14 protein-coding genes are annotated in these 20,202 nt (G+C 63.5%); 5 read left to right on the top strand and 9 right to left on the bottom strand.

Annotation, left to right across the window (positions count from 1 at the left end):
* The first annotated feature begins 528 nt into the window (after positions 1 to 528).
* The 4 genes from clpS (at position 529) to RMET_RS14485 (ending at position 5,220) form a co-directional block, all read left to right on the top strand.
* Complete coding sequence (clpS, locus tag RMET_RS14500; protein WP_008644942.1) at positions 529 to 855, top strand: ATP-dependent Clp protease adapter ClpS; 327 nt, start codon at positions 529 to 531, stop codon at positions 853 to 855.
* Positions 852 to 3,149, top strand: a complete 2,298-nt coding sequence (gene clpA, locus RMET_RS14495) for an ATP-dependent Clp protease ATP-binding subunit ClpA (protein ID WP_008644941.1) — start codon at positions 852 to 854, stop codon at positions 3,147 to 3,149. Before clpS ends, clpA begins: the two co-directional genes overlap by 4 nt.
* 206 nt (positions 3,150 to 3,355) lie before the next feature.
* The gene (locus tag RMET_RS14490; protein WP_011517444.1) at positions 3,356 to 4,360 is read left to right on the top strand and encodes a tripartite tricarboxylate transporter substrate binding protein; all 1,005 of its coding nucleotides are present in this window, start codon (positions 3,356 to 3,358) and stop codon (positions 4,358 to 4,360) included.
* A gap of 14 nt (positions 4,361 to 4,374) precedes the next feature.
* The gene (locus RMET_RS14485; protein ID WP_011517443.1) at positions 4,375 to 5,220 is read left to right on the top strand and encodes a VOC family protein; all 846 of its coding nucleotides are present in this window, start codon (positions 4,375 to 4,377) and stop codon (positions 5,218 to 5,220) included.
* 51 nt (positions 5,221 to 5,271) lie between these two features.
* On the opposite strand, the gene dut is transcribed toward RMET_RS14485, so the two are convergent.
* From dut to ltrA, 7 genes are all read right to left on the bottom strand, one after another.
* Positions 5,272 to 5,766 (bottom strand): dUTP diphosphatase, encoded by a 495-nt coding sequence (gene dut / locus RMET_RS14480; protein WP_011517442.1) that lies wholly within the window; start codon positions 5,764 to 5,766, stop codon positions 5,272 to 5,274.
* 104 nt (positions 5,767 to 5,870) lie between these two features.
* A complete protein-coding gene (locus tag RMET_RS14475) occupies positions 5,871 to 6,890 on the bottom strand; it encodes an LLM class flavin-dependent oxidoreductase (protein WP_011517441.1) in 1,020 nt (339 codons plus the stop codon).
* Positions 6,891 to 6,908: 18 nt separating this feature from the next.
* Positions 6,909 to 8,108, bottom strand: coding sequence for a bifunctional phosphopantothenoylcysteine decarboxylase/phosphopantothenate--cysteine ligase CoaBC (gene coaBC / locus RMET_RS14470; protein WP_011517440.1), 1,200 nt, complete (start codon positions 8,106 to 8,108; stop codon positions 6,909 to 6,911).
* A 121-nt stretch (positions 8,109 to 8,229) separates the two neighbouring features.
* The gene (gene lspA / locus RMET_RS14465; RefSeq protein ID WP_011517439.1) at positions 8,230 to 8,766 is read right to left on the bottom strand and encodes a signal peptidase II; all 537 of its coding nucleotides are present in this window, start codon (positions 8,764 to 8,766) and stop codon (positions 8,230 to 8,232) included.
* Entirely contained in the window at positions 8,766 to 11,645 is a 2,880-nt protein-coding gene (ileS, locus tag RMET_RS14460; protein ID WP_011517438.1) for an isoleucine--tRNA ligase, read from the bottom strand. The genes lspA and ileS overlap by 1 nt, the downstream gene beginning before the upstream one ends.
* Positions 11,646 to 11,764: 119 nt before the next feature.
* Positions 11,765 to 12,748: a bifunctional riboflavin kinase/FAD synthetase gene (locus RMET_RS14455; RefSeq protein WP_017511836.1), complete on the bottom strand. Its 984-nt coding sequence runs from the start codon at positions 12,746 to 12,748 to the stop codon at positions 11,765 to 11,767.
* Positions 12,749 to 12,871: 123 nt separating this feature from the next.
* Positions 12,872 to 14,572: a group II intron reverse transcriptase/maturase gene (ltrA, locus tag RMET_RS14450; RefSeq protein ID WP_011517436.1), complete on the bottom strand. Its 1,701-nt coding sequence runs from the start codon at positions 14,570 to 14,572 to the stop codon at positions 12,872 to 12,874.
* A gap of 1,384 nt (positions 14,573 to 15,956) precedes the next feature.
* On the opposite strand from ltrA, the gene RMET_RS14445 reads away from it, so the two are divergent.
* A complete protein-coding gene (locus tag RMET_RS14445) occupies positions 15,957 to 17,795 on the top strand; it encodes an ATP-binding response regulator (protein WP_029310195.1) in 1,839 nt (612 codons plus the stop codon).
* A gap of 65 nt (positions 17,796 to 17,860) precedes the next feature.
* Here the strand turns inward: RMET_RS14445 and RMET_RS14440 are convergent, their stop codons facing one another.
* Together RMET_RS14440 and RMET_RS14435 are read right to left on the bottom strand one after the other, a co-directional pair.
* Positions 17,861 to 18,520, bottom strand: a complete 660-nt coding sequence (locus tag RMET_RS14440) for a response regulator (RefSeq protein WP_011517433.1) — start codon at positions 18,518 to 18,520, stop codon at positions 17,861 to 17,863.
* A 206-nt stretch (positions 18,521 to 18,726) separates the two neighbouring features.
* Complete coding sequence (locus tag RMET_RS14435; RefSeq protein ID WP_011517431.1) at positions 18,727 to 19,935, bottom strand: IS4-like element ISBvi1 family transposase; 1,209 nt, start codon at positions 19,933 to 19,935, stop codon at positions 18,727 to 18,729.
* Between the last annotated feature and the right edge of the window lie 267 nt (positions 19,936 to 20,202).

Raw genomic sequence — 20,202 nt, 5'->3', positions numbered from 1 at the left:
AAACCGATGGCCAGCTGAAAAACACTTCGACGGGCTTCCAGCGTCGGCGCCCTGCGGCACCGGCAGCCAGAAGGCGCCGTATCGATGAGATTCGCGTGGTCGGCGCCCGGTTACCAGTCAAATGCTGGCATGCGGGCGCATGACCGACGCCGGTCGTGGGCCTCCCCTGCTCACGGAATCATCCGGACTGACCTTGTTGCTTGGCTCGCGTGACCATGCCCGAATGCGCGAACGATTCTTTCGGCAAACCTACATACTGTCAAGCTGGCAGAATCCCCACTCGGCGCGGGGTGTGGCGGGATTGAAACGGCCACCAGTGGTACCTTTGGCGCCGGGGCGTACGGATTTTCCCGAATGCCCCGGACTGGTGCCAGGGAGCCGTCCCGCTCGTGTGCGGCGTGCTCCGCCAACGTGCGCCGAACGTCCTTTGTGTGGCGGGCCACGCAGAGAATTTACCGGGTGCGGGGCTTGAATAACAGCCCAGTTCCCCAAATTGCAGACTTGTGAACAAGGGTTAGAATAAAAGCCATGGCGACACGGCTGGCGAACACCCCCCAACGCGAAACAGGCACTGTCATCGAACGGAAGGAGCAGCAGCTCAAGCCGCCGGCGATGTACAAGGTGGTCCTGCTCAACGACGACTACACTCCGATGGAGTTCGTCGTGATGATCCTGCAGCAGTATTTCAGCAGGGACCGGGAAACGGCGACGCAGATCATGCTGACCGTCCACCGGGAAGGTAAGGGCGTTTGTGGTATCTATACGCGTGATATCGCGGCGACCAAAGTCGAGCTTGTATCAACCCATGCGCGGCAGGCGGGGCACCCGCTGCAGTGCGTGATGGAGGAAGCATGATTGCGCAAGAATTGGAAGTGAGCCTGCACATGGCCTTCGTCGAGGCTCGCCAGGCGCGCCACGAGTTCATCACCGTGGAACACCTGCTGCTGGCGTTGCTCGACAACCCCACGGCGGCCGAGGTGCTGCGCGCGTGCGCAGCCAACATCGAGGACTTGCGCACTAGTCTGAAGAACTTCATCGCCGACAACACGCCGGTCGTGCCCGGCACCGATGAAGTGGACACACAGCCGACACTCGGTTTCCAGCGAGTGATCCAGCGCGCCATCATGCATGTGCAGTCGACCTCCAACGGCAAGAAGGAGGTGACTGGCGCAAACGTGCTGGTGGCGATCTTCGGCGAGAAGGATTCCCACGCGGTCTACTACCTGCAGCAGCAGGGCGTCACGCGCCTGGACGTGGTGAATTTCATCAGCCACGGCATCCGCAAGGATCAGGCCGAGCCCGCCAAGCATGGCGACGGCAACGCCGAAGGCGAGGGCGGTGACGGCAAGGAAAGCCCGCTCGAGCAATACACCCAGAACCTGAACACGCTGGCCAAGGCCGGCAAGATCGATCCGCTGATCGGCCGCGAAAGCGAAGTCGAGCGCGTTGTCCAGGTGCTGTGCCGCCGCCGCAAGAACAACCCGCTGCTGACCGGCGAGGCCGGCGTGGGCAAGACGGCGATCGCCGAAGGTCTGGCCTGGCGCATCACCAAGGGCGAGGTGCCGGATATCCTGGAAAAGGCCGTGGTGTACTCGCTCGACATGGGCGCGCTGCTGGCCGGCACCAAGTACCGTGGCGACTTCGAGCAGCGCCTCAAGGGTGTGCTGAAGTCGCTCAAGGACAATCCGAACGCGATCCTGTTCATCGACGAGATCCACACGCTGATCGGCGCGGGCGCCGCATCGGGCGGCACGCTGGACGCCAGCAACCTGCTGAAACCGGCGCTGTCGTCGGGGCAGCTCAAGTGCATCGGCGCGACCACGTTCACCGAGTACCGTGGCATCTTCGAGAAGGATGCGGCGTTATCGCGTCGATTCCAGAAGATCGACGTGGTCGAGCCTTCGGTAGACCAGACCGTGCAGATTCTGCGTGGCCTGAAGTCGCGCTTCGAGGAGCATCACGGCGTCAAATACGCGGCCTCGGCGCTGACCGCGGCGGCCGAACTGTCGGCACGCTTCATCACGGACCGTCATCTGCCGGACAAGGCGATCGATGTGATCGATGAAGCGGGTGCGGCACAGCGCATCCTGCCGAAGTCGAAGCAGAAGAAGACGATCGGCAAGGCCGAGATCGAGGACATCGTGTCGCGCATCGCGCGTATCCCGCCGCAAAGCGTGAACCAGGACGACCGCAGCAAGTTGCAGACGCTGGAACGCGACCTGAAGTCGGTGGTGTTCGGTCAGGACCCGGCCATCGAGGCGCTGGCTTCGGCGATCAAGATGTCGCGTGCTGGCCTGGGCAAGACCGACAAGCCGATCGGCTCGTTCCTGTTCTCGGGCCCGACCGGCGTCGGCAAGACCGAAGTGGCCAAGCAGCTCGCGTTCATCATGGGCATTGAGTTGCTGCGCTTCGACATGTCCGAATACATGGAGCGCCACGCGGTGAGCCGCCTGATCGGCGCGCCCCCGGGCTATGTCGGTTTCGACCAGGGCGGCCTGCTGACCGAGGCCGTCACGAAGAAGCCGCACTGCGTGCTCCTGCTCGACGAGATCGAAAAGGCACATCCGGATATCTTCAACATCCTGCTGCAGGTCATGGACCACGGTTCGCTCACCGACAACAACGGTCGCCGTGCCGACTTCCGCAACGTGATCATCATCATGACCACCAATGCGGGCGCCGAGACGATGAACCGTGCCACGATCGGCTTCACCACCGCCCGCGAGCAGGGCGACGAAATGGCCGATATCAAGCGGATGTTCACGCCCGAGTTCCGTAACCGGCTCGATGCAATGATCAGCTTCCGCTCGCTGGATGAGGAAATCATTCTGCGCGTGGTGGACAAGTTCCTGATGCAGCTGGAAGAGCAACTGCACGAGAAGAAGGTGGATGCCAGCTTCTCGGAGAAGCTGCGCAAGTATCTGGCGAAGAAGGGCTTCGATCCACTGATGGGTGCCCGTCCGATGCAGCGTCTGATCCAGGACATGATCCGCAAGGCGCTGGCCGACGAGCTGCTGTTTGGCAAGCTTGTCAGCGGCGGCAAGGTCGCGGTGGACCTGGACGATGACGACCAGATCAAGCTGACGTTCTCCGAAGCGGATCCGGAGCCGCCCGAGGCGCCGGAAAGCGAGCAGCGCGCAGAAGTCTGAGCGTCTGACATATCAGCAAATTGGATAACGGCCGGGTCATTCCCGGCCGTTTTTCTTGGGCGATTGTTCCAGCTTCGTGGGCTTTTGGGCGATCAGCGAAGGCATTGCCTGCAACGCGAGCGATCATCGGGCAAAATACGGGCGGGCGGCATGTCGCCCTTTCTTTTTTGTCACGCGGCCATGTGGCCGCACAGCTCAAGTCACCGATGTCCTCTCCAGACCGCATGCGGCTGCGCCGTCTGCTGCTCAAGACCTTGCCGATGGGTGCCGTGCCCGTCGCTTCGATCTCCAGCCTTGCCCGCGCGGCAGAACCTGCCTCGGGTGGCCGTCCCATTTCCATGGTGTTGCCGTTCCCGCCGGGTGGCAGCGTGGACATCGTTGCGCGCCAACTGCAGCCGGGGCTGAAGAGTGGACTCGGCCAGACCGTCGTCGTCGATAACAAGCCTGGCGCTGGCGGACTGATCGCCAGCAGCACCGTGGCGCGCGCCAAGCCAGATGGCAATACGCTGCTGATGGCTTTCGATACGCATGCGATCAATCCATTTGCGTACAAGAACCTGCCGTACGACACGTTCAAGGATTTCACGCCGATCTCCCAGCTGGTGCGCTTCCCGCTGGTGATCGCCGCCAATCCCGCGCTTTCGGCCTCGAACGTGCGTGAGCTCGTGGAATTGGCCCGCGCCAATCCCAAGGGCGTGCGCTATGCCTCGTCGGGTATCGGCAGCCTGAATCAGCTTGCCGCGGAAGCGCTGGCCACCGACGCGGGCGTCCAGTTCCTCCACGTGCCCTACAAGGGTGGCGGCCCGGCCGTGCAAGCCGTGCTGGCGGGGGAAGTCGACCTGTTCTTCAGCAGCTACGCCGCCGTGCAGGCCCACATCGCCGCCAAGACGATCAAGGTGCTCGGCGTGACCGGATCGAGCCGCATCAAGCAACTTCCGCAGGTGCCGACCGTGGCCGAGCAGGGCTTCAAGGGCTTCGAGGCCTACTCGTGGATCGGCGTTTTCGGCCCGGCTCATATGCAACCCGATACAGTGACTCGCCTGCACGATGCGCTGGGCGTCGCGATTCGCCAGCCCAAGGTGGTTGAGGCGCTGACGGCTCAGGGTTTCGAAATTGCGGTTGGCACACCTGCCGACCTTGGCAACCTGGTGCGCCACGAGCATGACAAATGGCAGGCGGTGGCTCGCAAGGCCAATATCCAGTTCGAGTAAATGTCGAGTCAGCAATGAGCGGTCTGCCTGAACCTTTCGATCATGCCGTGGTGGTTTGCGGCGACCTGGACGCCGCAGTTGCCAACTGGCGCGCGCTGGGATTCACGCTGACGCCGCGCGGCTATCACACGCTGGGATCGCAGAACCACTGCATCATGCTGGCGCGTGATTACCTGGAACTGCTGCACGTCACCGCGCCGAGCCCGAGTCGCCAGTATTACTGGGACGCCCAGCGGCGTGGGGGTGGCTGCGCGGCCATGTCCTGCAAGAGCAGCGATGCGTTCGCCACGGCCGACCGCCTGCGTGCGGCGGGCTTCCAGCCGTCCGATCCGATCGAGTTCTCACGCCCCGTCCGGCTCGATGATGGCAGCGAGCATCCGGCCACGTTCCGCGTCACGGCACTTGATGGCGCGCCGGGCGCGCGCTACTTCGTCTGCGAACACCGCACGCCGGAGCTGCTGTGGCGCCCAGAATGGATGGCGCACGCCAATGGCGCTCGGGCCATTGCGGCAACGTATCTGGTGGTGGAGGCGGAGCAGGTGAGCGCGACGGCCGAGGCCTATGCTGTGCTGACGGGCGGGGCGATCATCGAGGCGACCGATGAGGCTGCCACGATCGCCATTGGCGACGCCAGGTTCGTGATCGTGGCGCCGCAGGCGCTGGCGGTTGCCGCTGGCGCACCGCAATTGCAACACGCCGAGCGCGGCTACGCGGCTATTCGCCTTGCCACGTCCAACCTGGCTGGCGCGCGCGCTCACTGGCGCGAGCAGGGTGTCGAATCTATCGACCTGTCACCGGAAGTCACGCTGATCCCGGCGATGCAGGCCAACGGTGTAGCGCTGATCTTCGAGCAGCGCTGAAATCTTTCTCCCTCTCCAGGACAGCGTGAGAGGGAGAGTACCGCTCTGGCTTTACGCCTTTGCGTGCGCGACGCCGGTCGACCCGAAGCCACCGGCACCACGCGTCGAATCTTCCGAGAATTCTTCCACCGTCGTGAACACCGGACGCAGCACCGGCACGAACATCATCTGGGCGATACGCTCGCCGGGCTGGATCATGATCGGTTCGGTGCCGGGCGCGTTGCGATTCCACACGCTGACCATGATTTGCCCCTGGTAATCCGCGTCGATCACACCGATCGAATTGCCGAGTACGAGCCCCTTCTTGTGGCCCAGACCCGAGCGCGGCACGATCGTGGCGCACATGTACGGATTGGCCATATGCACCGCGATACCGGCCGGAATCAGTTGCGCAGGCGTGCCGGCCTCGATCGTGACCGGGCCGTCCACGCAAGCGTGCAGGTCGATGGCTGCGGCCATGTCGCTCTGGTAGGCGGGCAGGCCCCAGTCATTCAGGCGGGCGTCGAGCACCTTGATTTCGACGGTCGGATTGGCGGCTACAGTCATGGAAGCGGTTTCCTGCAATGCGTGAAAGATGGGCTAGGTAGTCCGGCAAAAGCACGGACTGGCCAAAGGCCGAATCATACCGCGCCGCGCCGGATGGCCTGGAGTCAGGCGGCCAGGTCGAATGCCTCGGCCAGCAACTGATAGGTGCGCAGACGCGCCTTGTAGGAGGCCGTCACGCTCAGCACAACTAGTTCGTCCGCCGCGAACCGGTCCTTGAGCGCCAGCATCCGCTCGGCAACCTGCTCGGGCGTGCCACAGATCGTGCGCGGCCGTTCGCGCTCGATGATCATCCGGTCGCGTTCGGTCGGCGTGAAGTCGGCGGCCTGCGCCAGCGAGGGAATGGGCGCGTTCACGCCGTAGGCCATCTGCAGCCGGCGGATATCGACCGCGCGTTCCAGCGTCGCGGCTTCCTGTTCGGTATCGGCGCAGATCACGAAGATAGCCGCGGCGCTGTAAGGCTTGTCCTCGTAGCCAGGCTCGAACGCTTCGCGATATTGCTGGGTAACCAGATGCCCGCTGTGCGCATTGATGAAGTGGGCAAACGCGAATCGCAGCCCGAGACGGGCGGCCAGCGCGCCGCCGAAATCGCTCGAACCAAGCACCCAGAGTTCGGGTTTGGTGTCGATCACCGGCTGCAGCAGCACCCCTTCGGCCAGATGGTCGGGCGGGACTTCCCCGCGCAGCAGCCAGGCCAGGTCCTGCACCTGTTGCGGGAACTGGTCGCCACGGTTGTACTGCCCCATGGCCACCGCCTGCGCAGTGCGCATATCGCCGCCGGGCGCGCGGCCCACGCCCAGGTCGACGCGGTTCGGAAACAGCGCTTCGAGCATACGGAACTGCTCGGCCACCTTGAACGGGCTGTAGTAGGGCAGCATCACGCCGCCGGAGCCCACGCGGATGCGCTTCGTCGCGCTGCCCAGCCGCGCAAGCATGACTTCGGGCGCGGGATTGCAGACGCCTTGCAGACCGTGGTGCTCGGCGCACCAGTAGCGGGTATAGCCGAGATCGTCGGCCATCTGGGCCAGTTCGACGGTCGCAGCCACCGCGTCGCGCGCGGTATGGCCGGCGATGACCGGGCTCTGGTCGAGCACGGACAGGCGCAGCTTGGGGCGGGGTTGGCTCATGGCGGGCAGGGCGGGGGATTACACGAGTTTGCGCGGCAAACGCTGGCCGATTGCGTTGACAAGCTCGCGCGCCAGCGAGAGCTTGTCCGCGCGCGGCAGGCGCGTCATGCCGTTGGCATCGAACAGCACGATCTCGTTGTCGTCGAGACCGAACGTGCGATGGCCGATATTGCCGACCAGCAGCGGCACGCCCTTGCGCTTGCGCTTCTGCTCGCCGTATTGCTCCAGGTTCTCGCTCTCGGCCGCAAAACCGACGCAATAGGGGGCATCGGCACGGGCGGCCACGGCAGCCAGGATGTCCGGGTTCTGCACGAATTGCAGGGTCGGCGTGTCGGTGTCGTTGGCCTTCTTGAGCTTCTGCTGCGCGACCTCCGCGGGACGCCAATCCGCCACGGCGGCCACGGCGACGAACACGTCGACATCGCGCAGTTGCGCCATGACCGCGTCGTGCATCTGCTGGGCGCTGCGCACATCGGTGCGTGTGACGCCACGGGGCGTGTCGAGCGCGGTCGGGCCAGCCACCAGCAGTACCTCGGCACCCGCTTCACGTGCGGCGCGCGCGATCGAGAATCCCATCTTGCCTGAGGACAGGTTCGTGATGCCGCGTACCGGATCGATCGCTTCGAACGTCGGGCCCGCCGTGATCAGCACGCGCTTGCCAGCCAGCGGTTTGGGCTGGAAGAACGCGATCAGGTCTTCGACGAGTTCCTCCGGTTCGAGCATCCGCCCATCGCCGATTTCGCCACAGGCCTGGTCGCCCGTGCCGGGGCCGAGGATCATGACCCCATCGGCGCGTAGCTGCGCGGCATTGCGTTGCGTTGGCGCGGCGGCCCACATCTGCCGGTTCATCGCCGGCGCCACCAGCAGCGGGCATTCACGCGCGATGCACAGCGTGGTCAGCAGGTCGTCGCAGAGGCCGTTGGCCACCTTGGCGAGGAAATCGGTCGATGCTGGCGCGATCAGGATGGCGTCTGCCTCTCGCGAGAGGTCGATATGCGCCATGTTGTTGTCGATGCGGGTGTCCCATTGGGAGAGGAACACCGGACGTCCGGAGAGCGCCTGCATCGTGACCGGCGTGATGAAGTGCGTTGCCGCTTCGGTCATCGCCACCTGCACCGTGGCGCCAGCCTTGGTGAGCAGTCGGACCAGCTCGGCTGACTTGTAGCAGGCGATGCCGCCAGTCAGACCAAGGACGATGTGCTTGCCGCGCAAATCCATGGGGAGAGCTCTTCAGGGAGACGGGAGTCTGCGCATGATACCGCTGGGAGAGGCGACGCGCTGGAAGGGATGGTTGGCTGGCGCCCTCTCCCGCTTGTGGGAGAGGGGCGTATGACAGGCGTCAGTGACGTCGCACGCGCCGCAGCTCGTCGACGATCAGCAGGATCGCCCCGAGCGTGATCGCGCAGTCCGCCACGTTGAATGCCGGGAAATGCGTGTTACGCAGATGGAAGTCCAGGAAGTCGATCACGTGGCCGTGGATGATCCGGTCGACCACATTGCCCACGGCGCCACCGAGAATCAGTGATACCGCCAGGCAAAACAGCTTCTGTCCGGTATGGCGATAGAGCAGCCAGATGATGAACGCGCCGACCACCACGCCCAGCAGCGTGAAGAACCAGCGCTGCCAGCCGCCCGCATCTGCCAGGAAGCTGAACGCGGCACCCTTGTTATAGACCAGCACCAGATTGAAGAAGCTGGTGATCGGGCGCGACTCGCCGTACTGGAACGAGCGCGTGATCACCACCTTGAAGAACTGGTCGATCATCACCACCAGCAGGGCAAAGGCCATCCACAGCCACGGCGTGACGTTGCCGCTGGCGCCCTTGCTCTTGCCGCGGGCCGGCGTCGAACGCGTCGAACGAGTGGACGATGCCATCAGGCGTGGCTCCTGTGTTCACCGGCGCCGAACAGGTTGCTGTCGCAGCGGCCGCAGATCGTCGGATGCTCGGGGTTGTGGCCCACGTCGGCGCGGTAGTGCCAGCAACGCTCGCACTTGGCGTGCTGCGACGGCGTGACCGTCACCAGCAGGTCGCCGCCTTCTGGCGCCGGCGTGACCTTGGCGGCCGACGTCAGCAACACGAAGCGCAGGTCGTCTTCCAGGCTCTGCAGCGCGGCCAGCACCGGACCGCCCGCGGCGATCGTGACTTCCGCCTGCAGCGACGAACCGATGTCGCCTTCCACGCGCACGGCTTCGAGCTGGCGCGTGACTTCGGCGCGCACGGTACGGATCTCGTGCCACTTCTGCAGCAGCGTGTCGCCGTCGTCCACCGACGGGATCGCATAGTACGTGCTCGTGAAGATCGTGTCCTTGTGCTCGGTGCCGTGGGCAAAGATCTGCCACGCTTCCTCGGCCGTGAACGTCAGGAACGGCGCCATCCAGTGCAGCATCGCCTGGGTGATGTGATACAGCGCGTTCTGCGCGCCACGGCGAGCCTTCGAGTCAGCGGCCGTGGTGTACAGGCGGTCCTTCAATACGTCCAGGTAGAAGCCGCCGAGGTCCTCGGAGCAGAACGTCTGCAGTTTGGCGACGACCGGGTGGAACTCGTAGGCCTGGTAGTGCGACAGCACCTCCTTCTGCAGGCGATCGGTCAGCGCCACGGCGTAGCGGTCGATCTCCAGCCATTCCGACGCCGGCAGCGCGTGCTTGGCGTGGTCGTAGTCGGTCAGGTTGGCCAGCAGGAAGCGCAGCGTGTTGCGGATGCGGCGATAGCCTTCCACCACGCGCTTCAGGATTTCGTCGGAGATCGACAGCTCGCCCGAATAGTCGGTCGATGCCACCCACAGGCGGATGATCTCGGCGCCCATCTTGTTCGAGATGTCCTGCGGCGACACTGTATTGCCGACCGACTTCGACATCTTCCGGCCTTCGCCGTCGACCGTGAAGCCGTGCGTCAGCAGTGCCTTGTAGGGCGGCTTGCCATAGAGCATCGACGCGGTCAGCAGCGACGAGTGGAACCAGCCGCGATGCTGGTCCGAGCCTTCCAGGTAGAGGTCGGCAAGGCGGCCATCCGGCAGGTCGGCGGCCGGATCGTACAGCTCGTCACGGTGCGAGCCGCGGATCACCGTCCAGTGCGTGGTGCCCGAGTCGAACCACACGTCGAGCGTGTCGCGGTTCTTCTCGTACTGCGCGGCTTCGTCGCCGAGCAGGTCCTTCGGGTCGAGCGTCTGCCAGGCCTCGATGCCGTGCTTCTCCACAAGCTTCGCCACTTCCTCGAGCAGCTCGGGCGTGCGCGGATGCAGGGCGCCCGTTTCCTTGTGGACGAAGAAGGCCATCGGCACGCCCCACTGGCGCTGGCGCGAGAGCGTCCAGTCCGGGCGGTTGGCGATCATGTTGTGCAGGCGCTGCTTGCCCCAGGCCGGGTAGAACTCGGTAGCCTCGATGCCAGCCAGCGCGGTTTCGCGCAGCGTCGGGCCGTTGTCCACCGGGTCCACGTCCATGCCCGCGAACCACTGCGACGTGGCGCGGTAGATGATCGGCGTCTTGTGACGCCAGCAGTGCATGTAGCTGTGCTCGTACTTGTGCGAGTTGAACAGGTTGCCCGACTCGCGCAGCACCTCGACGATCTTCGGATTGGCATCCCAGATCGACAGGCCGCCGAACAGCGGCAGCGTGCTGGCGTAGACACCATCGCCCATCACGGGGCTGATGATGTCCGAATCCGGCATGCCGTGCGCCTTGCACGACTGGAAGTCTTCCACGCCGTAGGCCGGCGCCGAGTGGACGATGCCGGTACCGGTGTCGGTGGTCACGTAGTCGCCCAGGTAGACCGGCGAGGTACGGACGTAGCCGGCGTCCATTTTCGCCAGCGGGTGGTGGAAGCGCACTTCGGTCAGCGCGTCACCGCGCGCCGTGGCGACGATCGTGCCTTCCAGCGCGTAGGTCTTGAGTTGTTCTTCGACGCGATCCTTGGCCAGGATCAGGAAGCCACGCGGCGTGTCGACCAGCGCGTATTCCACCTCCGGGTGCATGTTCAGCGCCTGGTTCGACGGGATGGTCCACGGGGTGGTGGTCCAGATCACGATCCAGCCCGGCTTGCCTTCTAGCTGGGCCAGCGGCACATGGAATGCGTGGGCGATCTTGTCGGTCTCGGCGAACGGGAAGCCGACGTCGATCGACAGGTCGACCTTGTCCTTGTACTCGACCTCCGCCTCGGCCAGCGCCGAGCCGCAGTCAAAGCACCAGTTGACCGGCTTCAGGCCGCGGAACACGTAGCCGCGCTCCATGATCTTGCCCAGCGCGCGAAGCTCGTCGGCCTCGTTGCTGAAGTTCATGGTCAGGTACGGGTTCTCCCAGTCGCCGAGCACGCCCAGACGCTCGAAGTCCTTGCGCTGGCGGGCGATCTGCTCGGTGGCGTAGGCGCGCGCCTTCGACTGGACTTCCTGCACCGGGAGACCCTTGCCGAACTGCTTTTCGATCTGGATCTCGATCGGCATGCCGTGGCAGTCCCAGCCCGGCACGTAGACGGCGTCCAACCCGGTCAGGCCACGCGCCTTGATGATCATGTCCTTCAGGACCTTGTTGACTGCGTGGCCGATGTGGATATCGCCATTGGCGTACGGCGGGCCGTCATGCAGCACGAATTTCTTGGCGCCATGGCGGGCGGCGCGGATCTTCTTGTAGAGCTGCTTGTCCTGCCATTGCTTGACCCATTGCGGCTCGCGCTTGGGCAGATCGCCGCGCATCGGGAACGGGGTATCCAGCAGATTGACCGGATACTTGCTTTTTTCAGGCTTGGCGCGTTTGTCGTCGGACATGGTTGATTCTCAAGGCAATTCGGTAGGGCGCGGCGCGTGCATGACCACCGCGCGTGTCATTCGGGGTGAGGCAGGGCGGGTCCCGGCCGCGGCTCGTGGATCGAGCGCGCTGCCGGCCGCTAGCTAATTCGGTCGGTGGCGGAGGTGGCGAAGTCGCGCCGGCCGGCATCCGGCGCGGTCTGGCCAAAGAATGCGCGTGCGTCGGCGGCATCCTTGGCGATGGCCGCGGTCAGCGCTTCGAGCGAGTCGTAGCGCTTCTCGTCACGCAGCTTCTTCATGAATTCCACCCGTATCAGCTTGCCGTACAGGTTTTCGTTGAAGTCGAAGAGGTGCACTTCCAGCAGCACGCGGCCGGCGTCCTCGACGGTCGGCCGCACGCCGATGCTGGCCACGCCCGGCACCGGGTGGTCGGCAATGCCATGCACCTGCACCACGAAGATGCCGTTCACGGCCGGGCGCTTGTGCGAGATCCGCAGGTTCAGCGTCGGAAACCCAAGGTCACGGCCGAGCTTGCGTCCATGGATTACGTGGCCGCTGATCGCGTAGCCGTGGCCGAGCAGCCGGCGCGCATGTTCCAGGTCGCCACCGGCCAGTGCCTGGCGCACGGCTGAGCTGGAGATGCGGATGCCGCCTTCGGAGACCGATCCCATCTGCTCGACGTCGAAACCGAACTGCCGGCCGGCCTCCTGCAGATAGGAGAAGTCGCCGGCGCGCTTGGCGCCGAAGCGGAAGTCGTCGCCAACCAGCACCCATCGGGCGTGGAGGCCGTGCCAGAGCACGTTCTCGACGAAAGCCTGAGGCGACTGGGCGGCGAAATGCGCGTTGAAATGCTCCACCACCACGCGATCCACGCCGTTGCGGCGCAGCGCGTCGAGCTTGTCGCGCAGCAGGGCGATACGGGTGGGAGCGTGCTCGGGGGCGAAGAATTCGCGCGGATGCGGCTCGAATGTCATCACGCACAGCGGCAGGCCGCGTGCATCGGCGGCCGCGCGGGCGCGCGCGAGCAACGACTGGTGGCCGCGATGCACACCGTCGAAATTGCCGATGGTAAGCGCGCAAGGCGCCCGGCTTTCGGCATTGGGCAGACCGCGGAAGACTTTCACGAGGACGGCGGACGAGCGTTTTTGGGGAGGGTAGGAGCATACCATCACTGGCAATGCTCCCCCCTAAGAACCGTACGTGCGAGTTTCCCCGCATACGGCTCAAGCCTCTACAAAATGAATGAGTTAATCAAACACCGGCTTCACTGCAACTTGACCATAGGAGTGAACTTGGACATGACAGTCGGGGTGCACCAGAACTCGATTCCCTAGAGCGTCCGAGCCACCGGAAACCCGTGGTTCGATGTGATGGTCATGCCATCTTGTCTCTTTGGTTATCTTGCCTTGGCATACCGCGCATAAGCCCCGCTGGGACATGAACAGCTTTGCCCACTGCTTTCGGTACGACATGCTTTCTGCCATGCGTTCCTGCCGCAGCGTTTCGCCATACATTTCCTGCGCTGGGTCGAAGGGGTTGTAGTCCCCTCGAACCTTCTTGTGCCTCCGAATAGGCGTACTCGGTATCGAATACAACTCCATCCAGTAGCGTTCGCCAGCCTTACCCAAAACGTTGGTTCCAAACACCCAGTTCCGCATTCCGATTGAGGCAAAGTACTTCTTCCGCACCCACTCGGTATTCTTCCCTCGGTGTCGCCGTTTTGCCCACCTCCATAGACACCTGAAGATCAGGTGCTCCATTCGGGTGAACGCCGCCTTTGCAACCACTGGGCCGTGATACTGTGCCCAACCCCTCAGCATCGGGTTCAGCGTTCGGATCAGATCCTCCGGCTTTTTCCCATGGTGTGTCCTGATAACCTCCTTGACCCTGCGATAGAACGCTAGTGCGTTCTTCTTGCTCGGCTTGATGAGCAGCGTTCCCGAATACTTCCGGAAATTCCACCCAAGGAAGTCAAAGCCATCGGCGATGTTCACGATTCGCGTTTTCTCCGGGGAAAGAGTGAGTCCCCGTACTGCTAGGAACTGTTCTACCCACGGCTTCACTTCGTGCTCCAAAACTTCCGGCGTATTGCCGGTGATCACGAAGTCGTCCGCGTACCGCACGACATTCACCTTTAGCCTGTTGGCCTGGACAGTCCCGAGTTTCGTTCGTAAGAACTTCATCAGGTCACGTTCCAGTCCATTCAGTGCCACGTTGGCCAAGGTTGGGGAAATGATGCCCCCCTGTGGTGTTCCAGCATCGGTCGCCTGAAACTGGCTTTGAAATACCACGCCAGCCTTCAACCACTTCCGAAGGATCGCTTTGTCCATGGGGACATTGCGCTCCAGCCAGTCGTGGCTGATATGGTCGAAGCATCCTTTAATGTCTGCCTCCAGCACCCATTGGGCCGAAGCCTTTTTGGACAAGGAGACAAACAGCTGGGACATGGCATCCGCAGTCGAACGATTAATCCGAAACCCGTAAGAGTTCGGATCGCTCGTCCCCTCGGACACCGGCTCCAGCGCCAGCAGGTATAGCGCCTGCATGGCTCGGTCGTGCAGAGTTGGAATGCCCAAGGGGCGTTCCTTCCCATTCGCCTTGGGGATGTACACCCGCCTTAACGGCAGCGGACGATACCCCCGGCGCTTCAACCTCCCAATGGATTCCCATCGAGCTTCAGGCGAGTCCCACGCAACGCGGTCGACACCAGCCGTCCGCGCTCCTTGGTTCATCGCCACTCGCCTTACCGCCGATGCCTTGGCAGAAAACGAGCGGGTCAGGGACCGTTGCAAGGTTTTCACCCTGCGCCAATCCCCTTCCTGTGTTGCCTTCGCAATTCGAATCTGCATTGCCCGAACATTCCGTTCGACGCGGCGCCAATTGATGTCGCCCCATCGCTGCGGGATGCCGGAGGGCGCAGATTCATCCTCACGGATCAATGCTTCCATGCTGCTCTCCAATCTTGAGGACTTCCCAAGACAACGGAGACAACATGCCCCTTGAGGGGCATATCACCCCCCAAGGGAAGAAAATTAAACAAGCGAGTTCAGTCAGCCGTCTTGCGACGAAAGACCAGTTGGAAGTCTGCCCGCTTTCGCGTGAGGTAATGTCTCAACCCCTATCCGGACCATTACAGCCCGGCATTCGCTTTTTCCAACCTCCCATACCCGCACAGCCAACAGCGTTCCTTGCGGTTCGCTTGCCGGAGCCATACCGCGCTCCGGCAGCCATACGGGCTTACCACGTTCCCTGCGCATTACACGACTGGGTTAGGGCCTGCCTCTTCACCGGTGGTCCGAATGGCGACGTGTTCCGAACTTTCAGCGGAACAACCGACCACATACCTTTTGGTTAGTGCCTATCAGCAGCTTTGGCACTGCAATGCTTACGGTGTTTATCAGCAGTTCACATATGTTGCCCATACCAGCCAGCCTGGCTCCTCGACCCCATTGCTGCTAGGAGTCTCTGCGTCTCTACCTCTCGGCAGTTACGCACCCTTGCGGGGGCTTCGTTGTCAGGAGAGCTTCACACCCCACAGTTACCCGTGACGCATGTCTCCCTAGGCTACTGCTAGTCGCATAGCAGGTTCTCTATCGAGGCACCCTCGCGGGTGTATTCGACCGAACCATAACGCGCAGAGCTAAACGCTCCGGAAACCTCACTTCATTACTTCAGTGCCTCCATACTGGCAGGCGCTCGATGAAGACAGACGCTGACGCGCCCGCCTCCATCCCAAAGACGTAGCGCCGACCCTACTGGGCCGGTTTGAATGCTATGTAGCGAAGACGCAGCAAATTACCGCCGCATATTCGCCCACACCTCCGTAGAGAGTGCGTACTGCAAAGACACCTGCCCAAAGGCAAGCGTCCCCGCCTTTGGGCAATGGCTGGAAATCCATCCAGCAGAAAGCAAGCTTTGAGTCGGCCGATACTTTGGCCTCCTCGCAACACATGGACTCGCTCCGGCCTTGCGGCCGGGTTTGTCAAAGCAAGAAATGGTTGAGATTGGACGGTTCTGGCCGAAGCCTTCCCCTTGTCTCAACAAAGGTCGATGCTCTTAACGTAGAGCTACCGGACACGAGGGTGCGTGTCGCACGAAAGGGGGCATTATAAGGCGAACCACCGGTTTGCCGCCCGAAAAGCCTGCCGGCCGACCAATTTGACGCTGGTCTGGCGCGCGCTTTCGACACACGCCCCCCACAAACGTGGTGCTTTTGACAAATTTGTGGGTTATTGGGGCGCCTCGCAATGGCGCGGCGCCGCAAAAATCGGCATGATATGCCCCACTTGCAACAAAATTGCGCGATTTCTGCAACGTCGGCAGACTTGTCTGATGCCAGTTGCAGCGACGAAGAACGTCGCCTTACGTGCCACGCCACACTTGAACGCGCTGCTCAACAAGATCCTGCCCCCGCCCGGGCCGCAACTGGACACCGAAACGCGAGCCAAGCTGCTCGTCACCGTTCATCGTGTCTCCCCCACGGGCATTGCATCCTCGGCCCTGCTGCCGGGACTGACCGCGTACACGTTCTGGAACGAAGCCAACCACGTGGCGCTGGTGATCTGGTGCGCCATCATGCTGCTGCTGACCATCGGCGGGATGTGGTTCTACCTCGGGTTCCAGCGCGATATGGGTAGGTTGAGCCGCTCGGCGCACACGCGCAAGTGGTGGAACAATATGCGCGCCATTGCGTTCCTGACGGGACTGACCTGGGGCAGTTCGGCGCTGCTGCATCTGTATTCGTCGTCCGTGGTGTTCTCGAGCGTGCTGTATCTGCTGACGTTGGGTGTGCTCGCGGGCGGCGCCACGTCGCAGTCGCCCATCCCATCGAACCTGGTCTTTGCCGGCGTGCCGATCCTTGTGCCGAATGTGCTGCTGGCTGACTTTGCCTTTCCGGGCCACGGCACCTATGTGCAATTGCTGCTGGCTATCTACGCGCTGATGCTGGCACGGCACTCGCTGAATCTGCAGCACACGCTGGTGCGGGCCATCCAGCTCGAATCCGAAAGCCGCCGGCTCGCCAAGCAGTTTCAGGAAGAGAAGGAACGGGCACTTCATGCCAGTGAGGAGAAATCCCGCTTCCTGGCGGCCGCGAGTCACGACCTGCGCCAGCCTGTTCATGCCCTGGTGATGCTGGTCGAAGCGTTGCGTGCGCGCAACCAATCGAGTTCGCTCCACCCGCTCGTCGAGCAGGTGGCCGCCGGGACGCAGACCATCGACCTGCTGTTCCGGTCCCTGCTTGACCTGTCCAAGCTTGAAGGGCGCAAGGTGTTACCAACGCTGGAGCCATGCGAACTTAATTCGCTGATCCATGACGTGATGAGCCAGTTCGCCGCCGATGCGCGCGAAAGCGGTCTGACGCTGACGCCACGCGTGCCTGACGAACTGTTCGCCATGGCCGAGCCGGTGCTGCTGCGGCGGGCGCTGTTCAACCTCGTGCAGAACGCGCTGCGCTATACGAAGCGCGGCGGCATTCTGGTAACCGCACGACAGCGCCGCAAGCACGTGCGGCTGGAGGTCTGGGACACCGGTGCGGGCATCACGCCCGAGCACCTGCCGGAAATTTTCTCGCCGTACTACCAGGTTCACAATCCGCAGCGCGATCCGTCGCAGGGTCTTGGTCTGGGGCTCGCGATCTTCCGGGAATGCGTGCGTCTGATGCGCGGGACTTACGGCGTGCGCTCGGTGCCGGGCAAGGGATCGGTATTCTGGTTCGCGCTGGCGCCGGTGCCCGAGGAGACCGTAGCCAGTGTTCGGGCGATGCGGGCGAATGCGCAGGCGGAAGAAGCGCGACACGATCGTTTACGTGGCACTGTGCTGGTGGTCGATGACGATAGCCAGATTCGCAAGGCGTGGATCGCCTTGATGGAGGCCTGGGGCATTCGCGTGGCATGTGCCGCGCACGGGGGAGAGGCCGACCGTCTCTTCGCGAAGGGTCTCAAGCCGGACATTATCTTCTGTGACCTGCGCTTGCCCGGCAACGAGAACGGGCTCGATTTGCTGGAGCGCTGGCAGACCTCGCAGCCTCAGGCACGCAGCGCGCTGCTGACGGGCGATCTGAAGTCCGCGGCGCTGCAGGCGGCCGAGGAGGCAGGCTACTTCGTCCTGCCGAAACCGGTGGACCCGGCGAACCTGCGCATGTTGCTGCGCCGCTGGTTGCCCACGGCATGAACGCATGAATGACAACGCCGCCCTTGAGGCGGCGTTGTCATTCATGCGTGGCGATGTTCACTGCCTCACTGGCGCAGGCGAAAACGCTCCATGCGCGACATGACCTGCATGCGCGTGCGCACGCCCAGCCGTTGCAGGATGGCGGAGACGTGTTCCTTGACGGTGTTCTCGGTCAGCCCCAGCTTGCGGGCGATGACCTTGTTCGGCAGTCCTTCGAGCACCAGCGCGAGCACCGAGCCCTGACGCGGCGTGAGGCCGAGTTCGGCCGGCGTGACGGGAATGCCGTGGGCGGGGCCGAACGATTGCGATCGGCCGGACAAGGCCTCATCGGATGGAAAACTGGTGTCGCCGGCCAGGACCTTGCGCACGGCCGCAGTGAACGCGTTGGCGTCCAGATGCTTGCCGACGAAACCGCAGGCCGATAGCGCGCGGGCGCGTCCCACGATCTCGGGTGTGGCCTCCGCCGACATGAAGATGAAGCGGGCGCCCGGGATCACGGTCTTGAACGACTGCATGGCATCGAAGCCAGTACCATCGTTCAGCCAGATGTCGAGCAGCACGATATCGGGACGGAGCCCCTGGTTCAGGGAGTGAAGGGCTTCCTTGGCGCTGCCAGCGGAATGAACGGCGACGTCGGGCATCACTTCCGCCAGGAAGGCGGTTGTGCCCGAGAGCGCCATAGGATGATCATCGACCACCAACAAAGTCGGTGCAGCGTTCAACATGCGTATTCCCGTCTAAGTTAAATACTGTTCAGATACGAAGCACCGGCACTGGCTGATGCCGCAAATGGAGCGCTGCGCCGCGATGCCGAACATTGAAGTTGCTCATCTTGCGCTTGACGCCGCGCGGGTTCAGGCGCCCACGACTGCTCACGCAGCGCCCGCGCGCGATCTCGGCCAGCAGGGCCTCGCGCCAGGCAGGCAAACGCTCAGGGGGAAACGGCCGCAGCTTGCGGCATCTTGCGCTTGATCACGCGCACGGCGTGCATGAAGCTCAGGCGATCCGGATCGAGTTCGCGCGCCCAGGCCGCCTGCGCCATCAACTGGCGAATCGCAAAGTGCGCCAGCAGCAGCCCCCACAGCTCCTGCTGCACCAGCTCGGGCGTCTTGCTGCGCAGCACCGTGCTGTTGGCGCGCAAATGCGTCTTGAACTCATCGAACACCCCCTCGATCTCCCAGCGCTCGTGGTACAGCGCGGCCAGCTCCAGGGCCGGCGCCGCATCGGGGTCCAGGAGGTTGGTCAGCAGCCGGTAGCTGCCCTGCGCCGGCGTGGCCGAGCCCTCGAGCGCGTAGTCGATCACACGCACCGTTTGCCCTGCGCGCCGCGCGCGGTCGTCGCTGTCGAACACGCGGCTCAGGTACGAGCCATCGGGCAACATCTGCTCTACCGGCAGCTTGAGGTTGGATTTGACCCGCCAGGCCAGCTTGGCGCCCGTAGCGCAGGCGGTCTGCCAGAGCTTGAAGCCGTAGAAGTTGCGGTCGGCCAGCACCAGCATCTCGGGCGTGAGCTTGGCGGGCAGCAACTGGGCGGCCATGACCTGCTCGCTGTGGCCGTAGGGTGCGATGCCGGCTGCCACCACCGCGTGCGTGCCGCATTCCACCAGGCCCAGAACGCGCGCCTGCGGGAAGGCGCTTTGGCCGCGCGAGGCGCCCGGGTAGCCGAAGAACTTGGCGTTGGCCGCCTCGTCGGCCACGTCCATGCAGCTGCCGTCCAGGGCCATCACGCGCAATCCCCGGTACCACGCCCCTGGCGCCCCCGGCGCGGCCAGCGGGCGCAGCACCCGATCGGCCAATTGGCGCATGACCTCGGGGCCCAGCCGGCTGCGCGCCTGCGAGATCGCGGACTTGCTGGCCTGCACCGCCTCAGTGTGGCCGCCGCCGAGCCATTGCAGGCCTTCGCACACCACGCGCAGCACTTCCTCCAGCGGCGCTTCGCGCCACAGCGCCAGCGCCATCACGTAATACACCACTGCCGGCGCGGGCAGCAGCCGCTCCCGCTGGCTGGCCTTGCCGGTCTCGGCCAACACTTCTTCGATCAACGTCCGTGGACACACGCTGGCCAGCACCCCGGCGCTGATCAAATGCGCAACGTCAACTCTCGACGGCAGCGTCTTGCGTGTTCTGGCCATCACCCTCATCCATTGAAGCTTCGATGGATGAGGATTATGGCTTTAAAAATACTATCTGAACAGTATTGCGTCTAAGTTCCCGTTTCGCCCTTGTTGTCACCGTCTTTTTGTGTCGCGGCGCGTGGGCGTAGGGGCCACTCTAACAGAGCGGGTTGCGCGTCACAATCCATCACACGGGGGTAGTGGGATTGGTGGGCGCGCCTGTTTTTGTTGCCCCATGTGCGTTGGCGGTAATTAAGTACCTAATGCGCATGGTTTGCAAGTGTTTGGACCACA

The sequence above is a fragment of the Cupriavidus metallidurans CH34 genome, from assembly GCF_000196015.1.
GTDB classification, from domain to species: Bacteria; Pseudomonadota; Gammaproteobacteria; order Burkholderiales; family Burkholderiaceae; genus Cupriavidus; species Cupriavidus metallidurans.
This window is presented reverse-complemented; position numbering and strand designations above follow the sequence as displayed.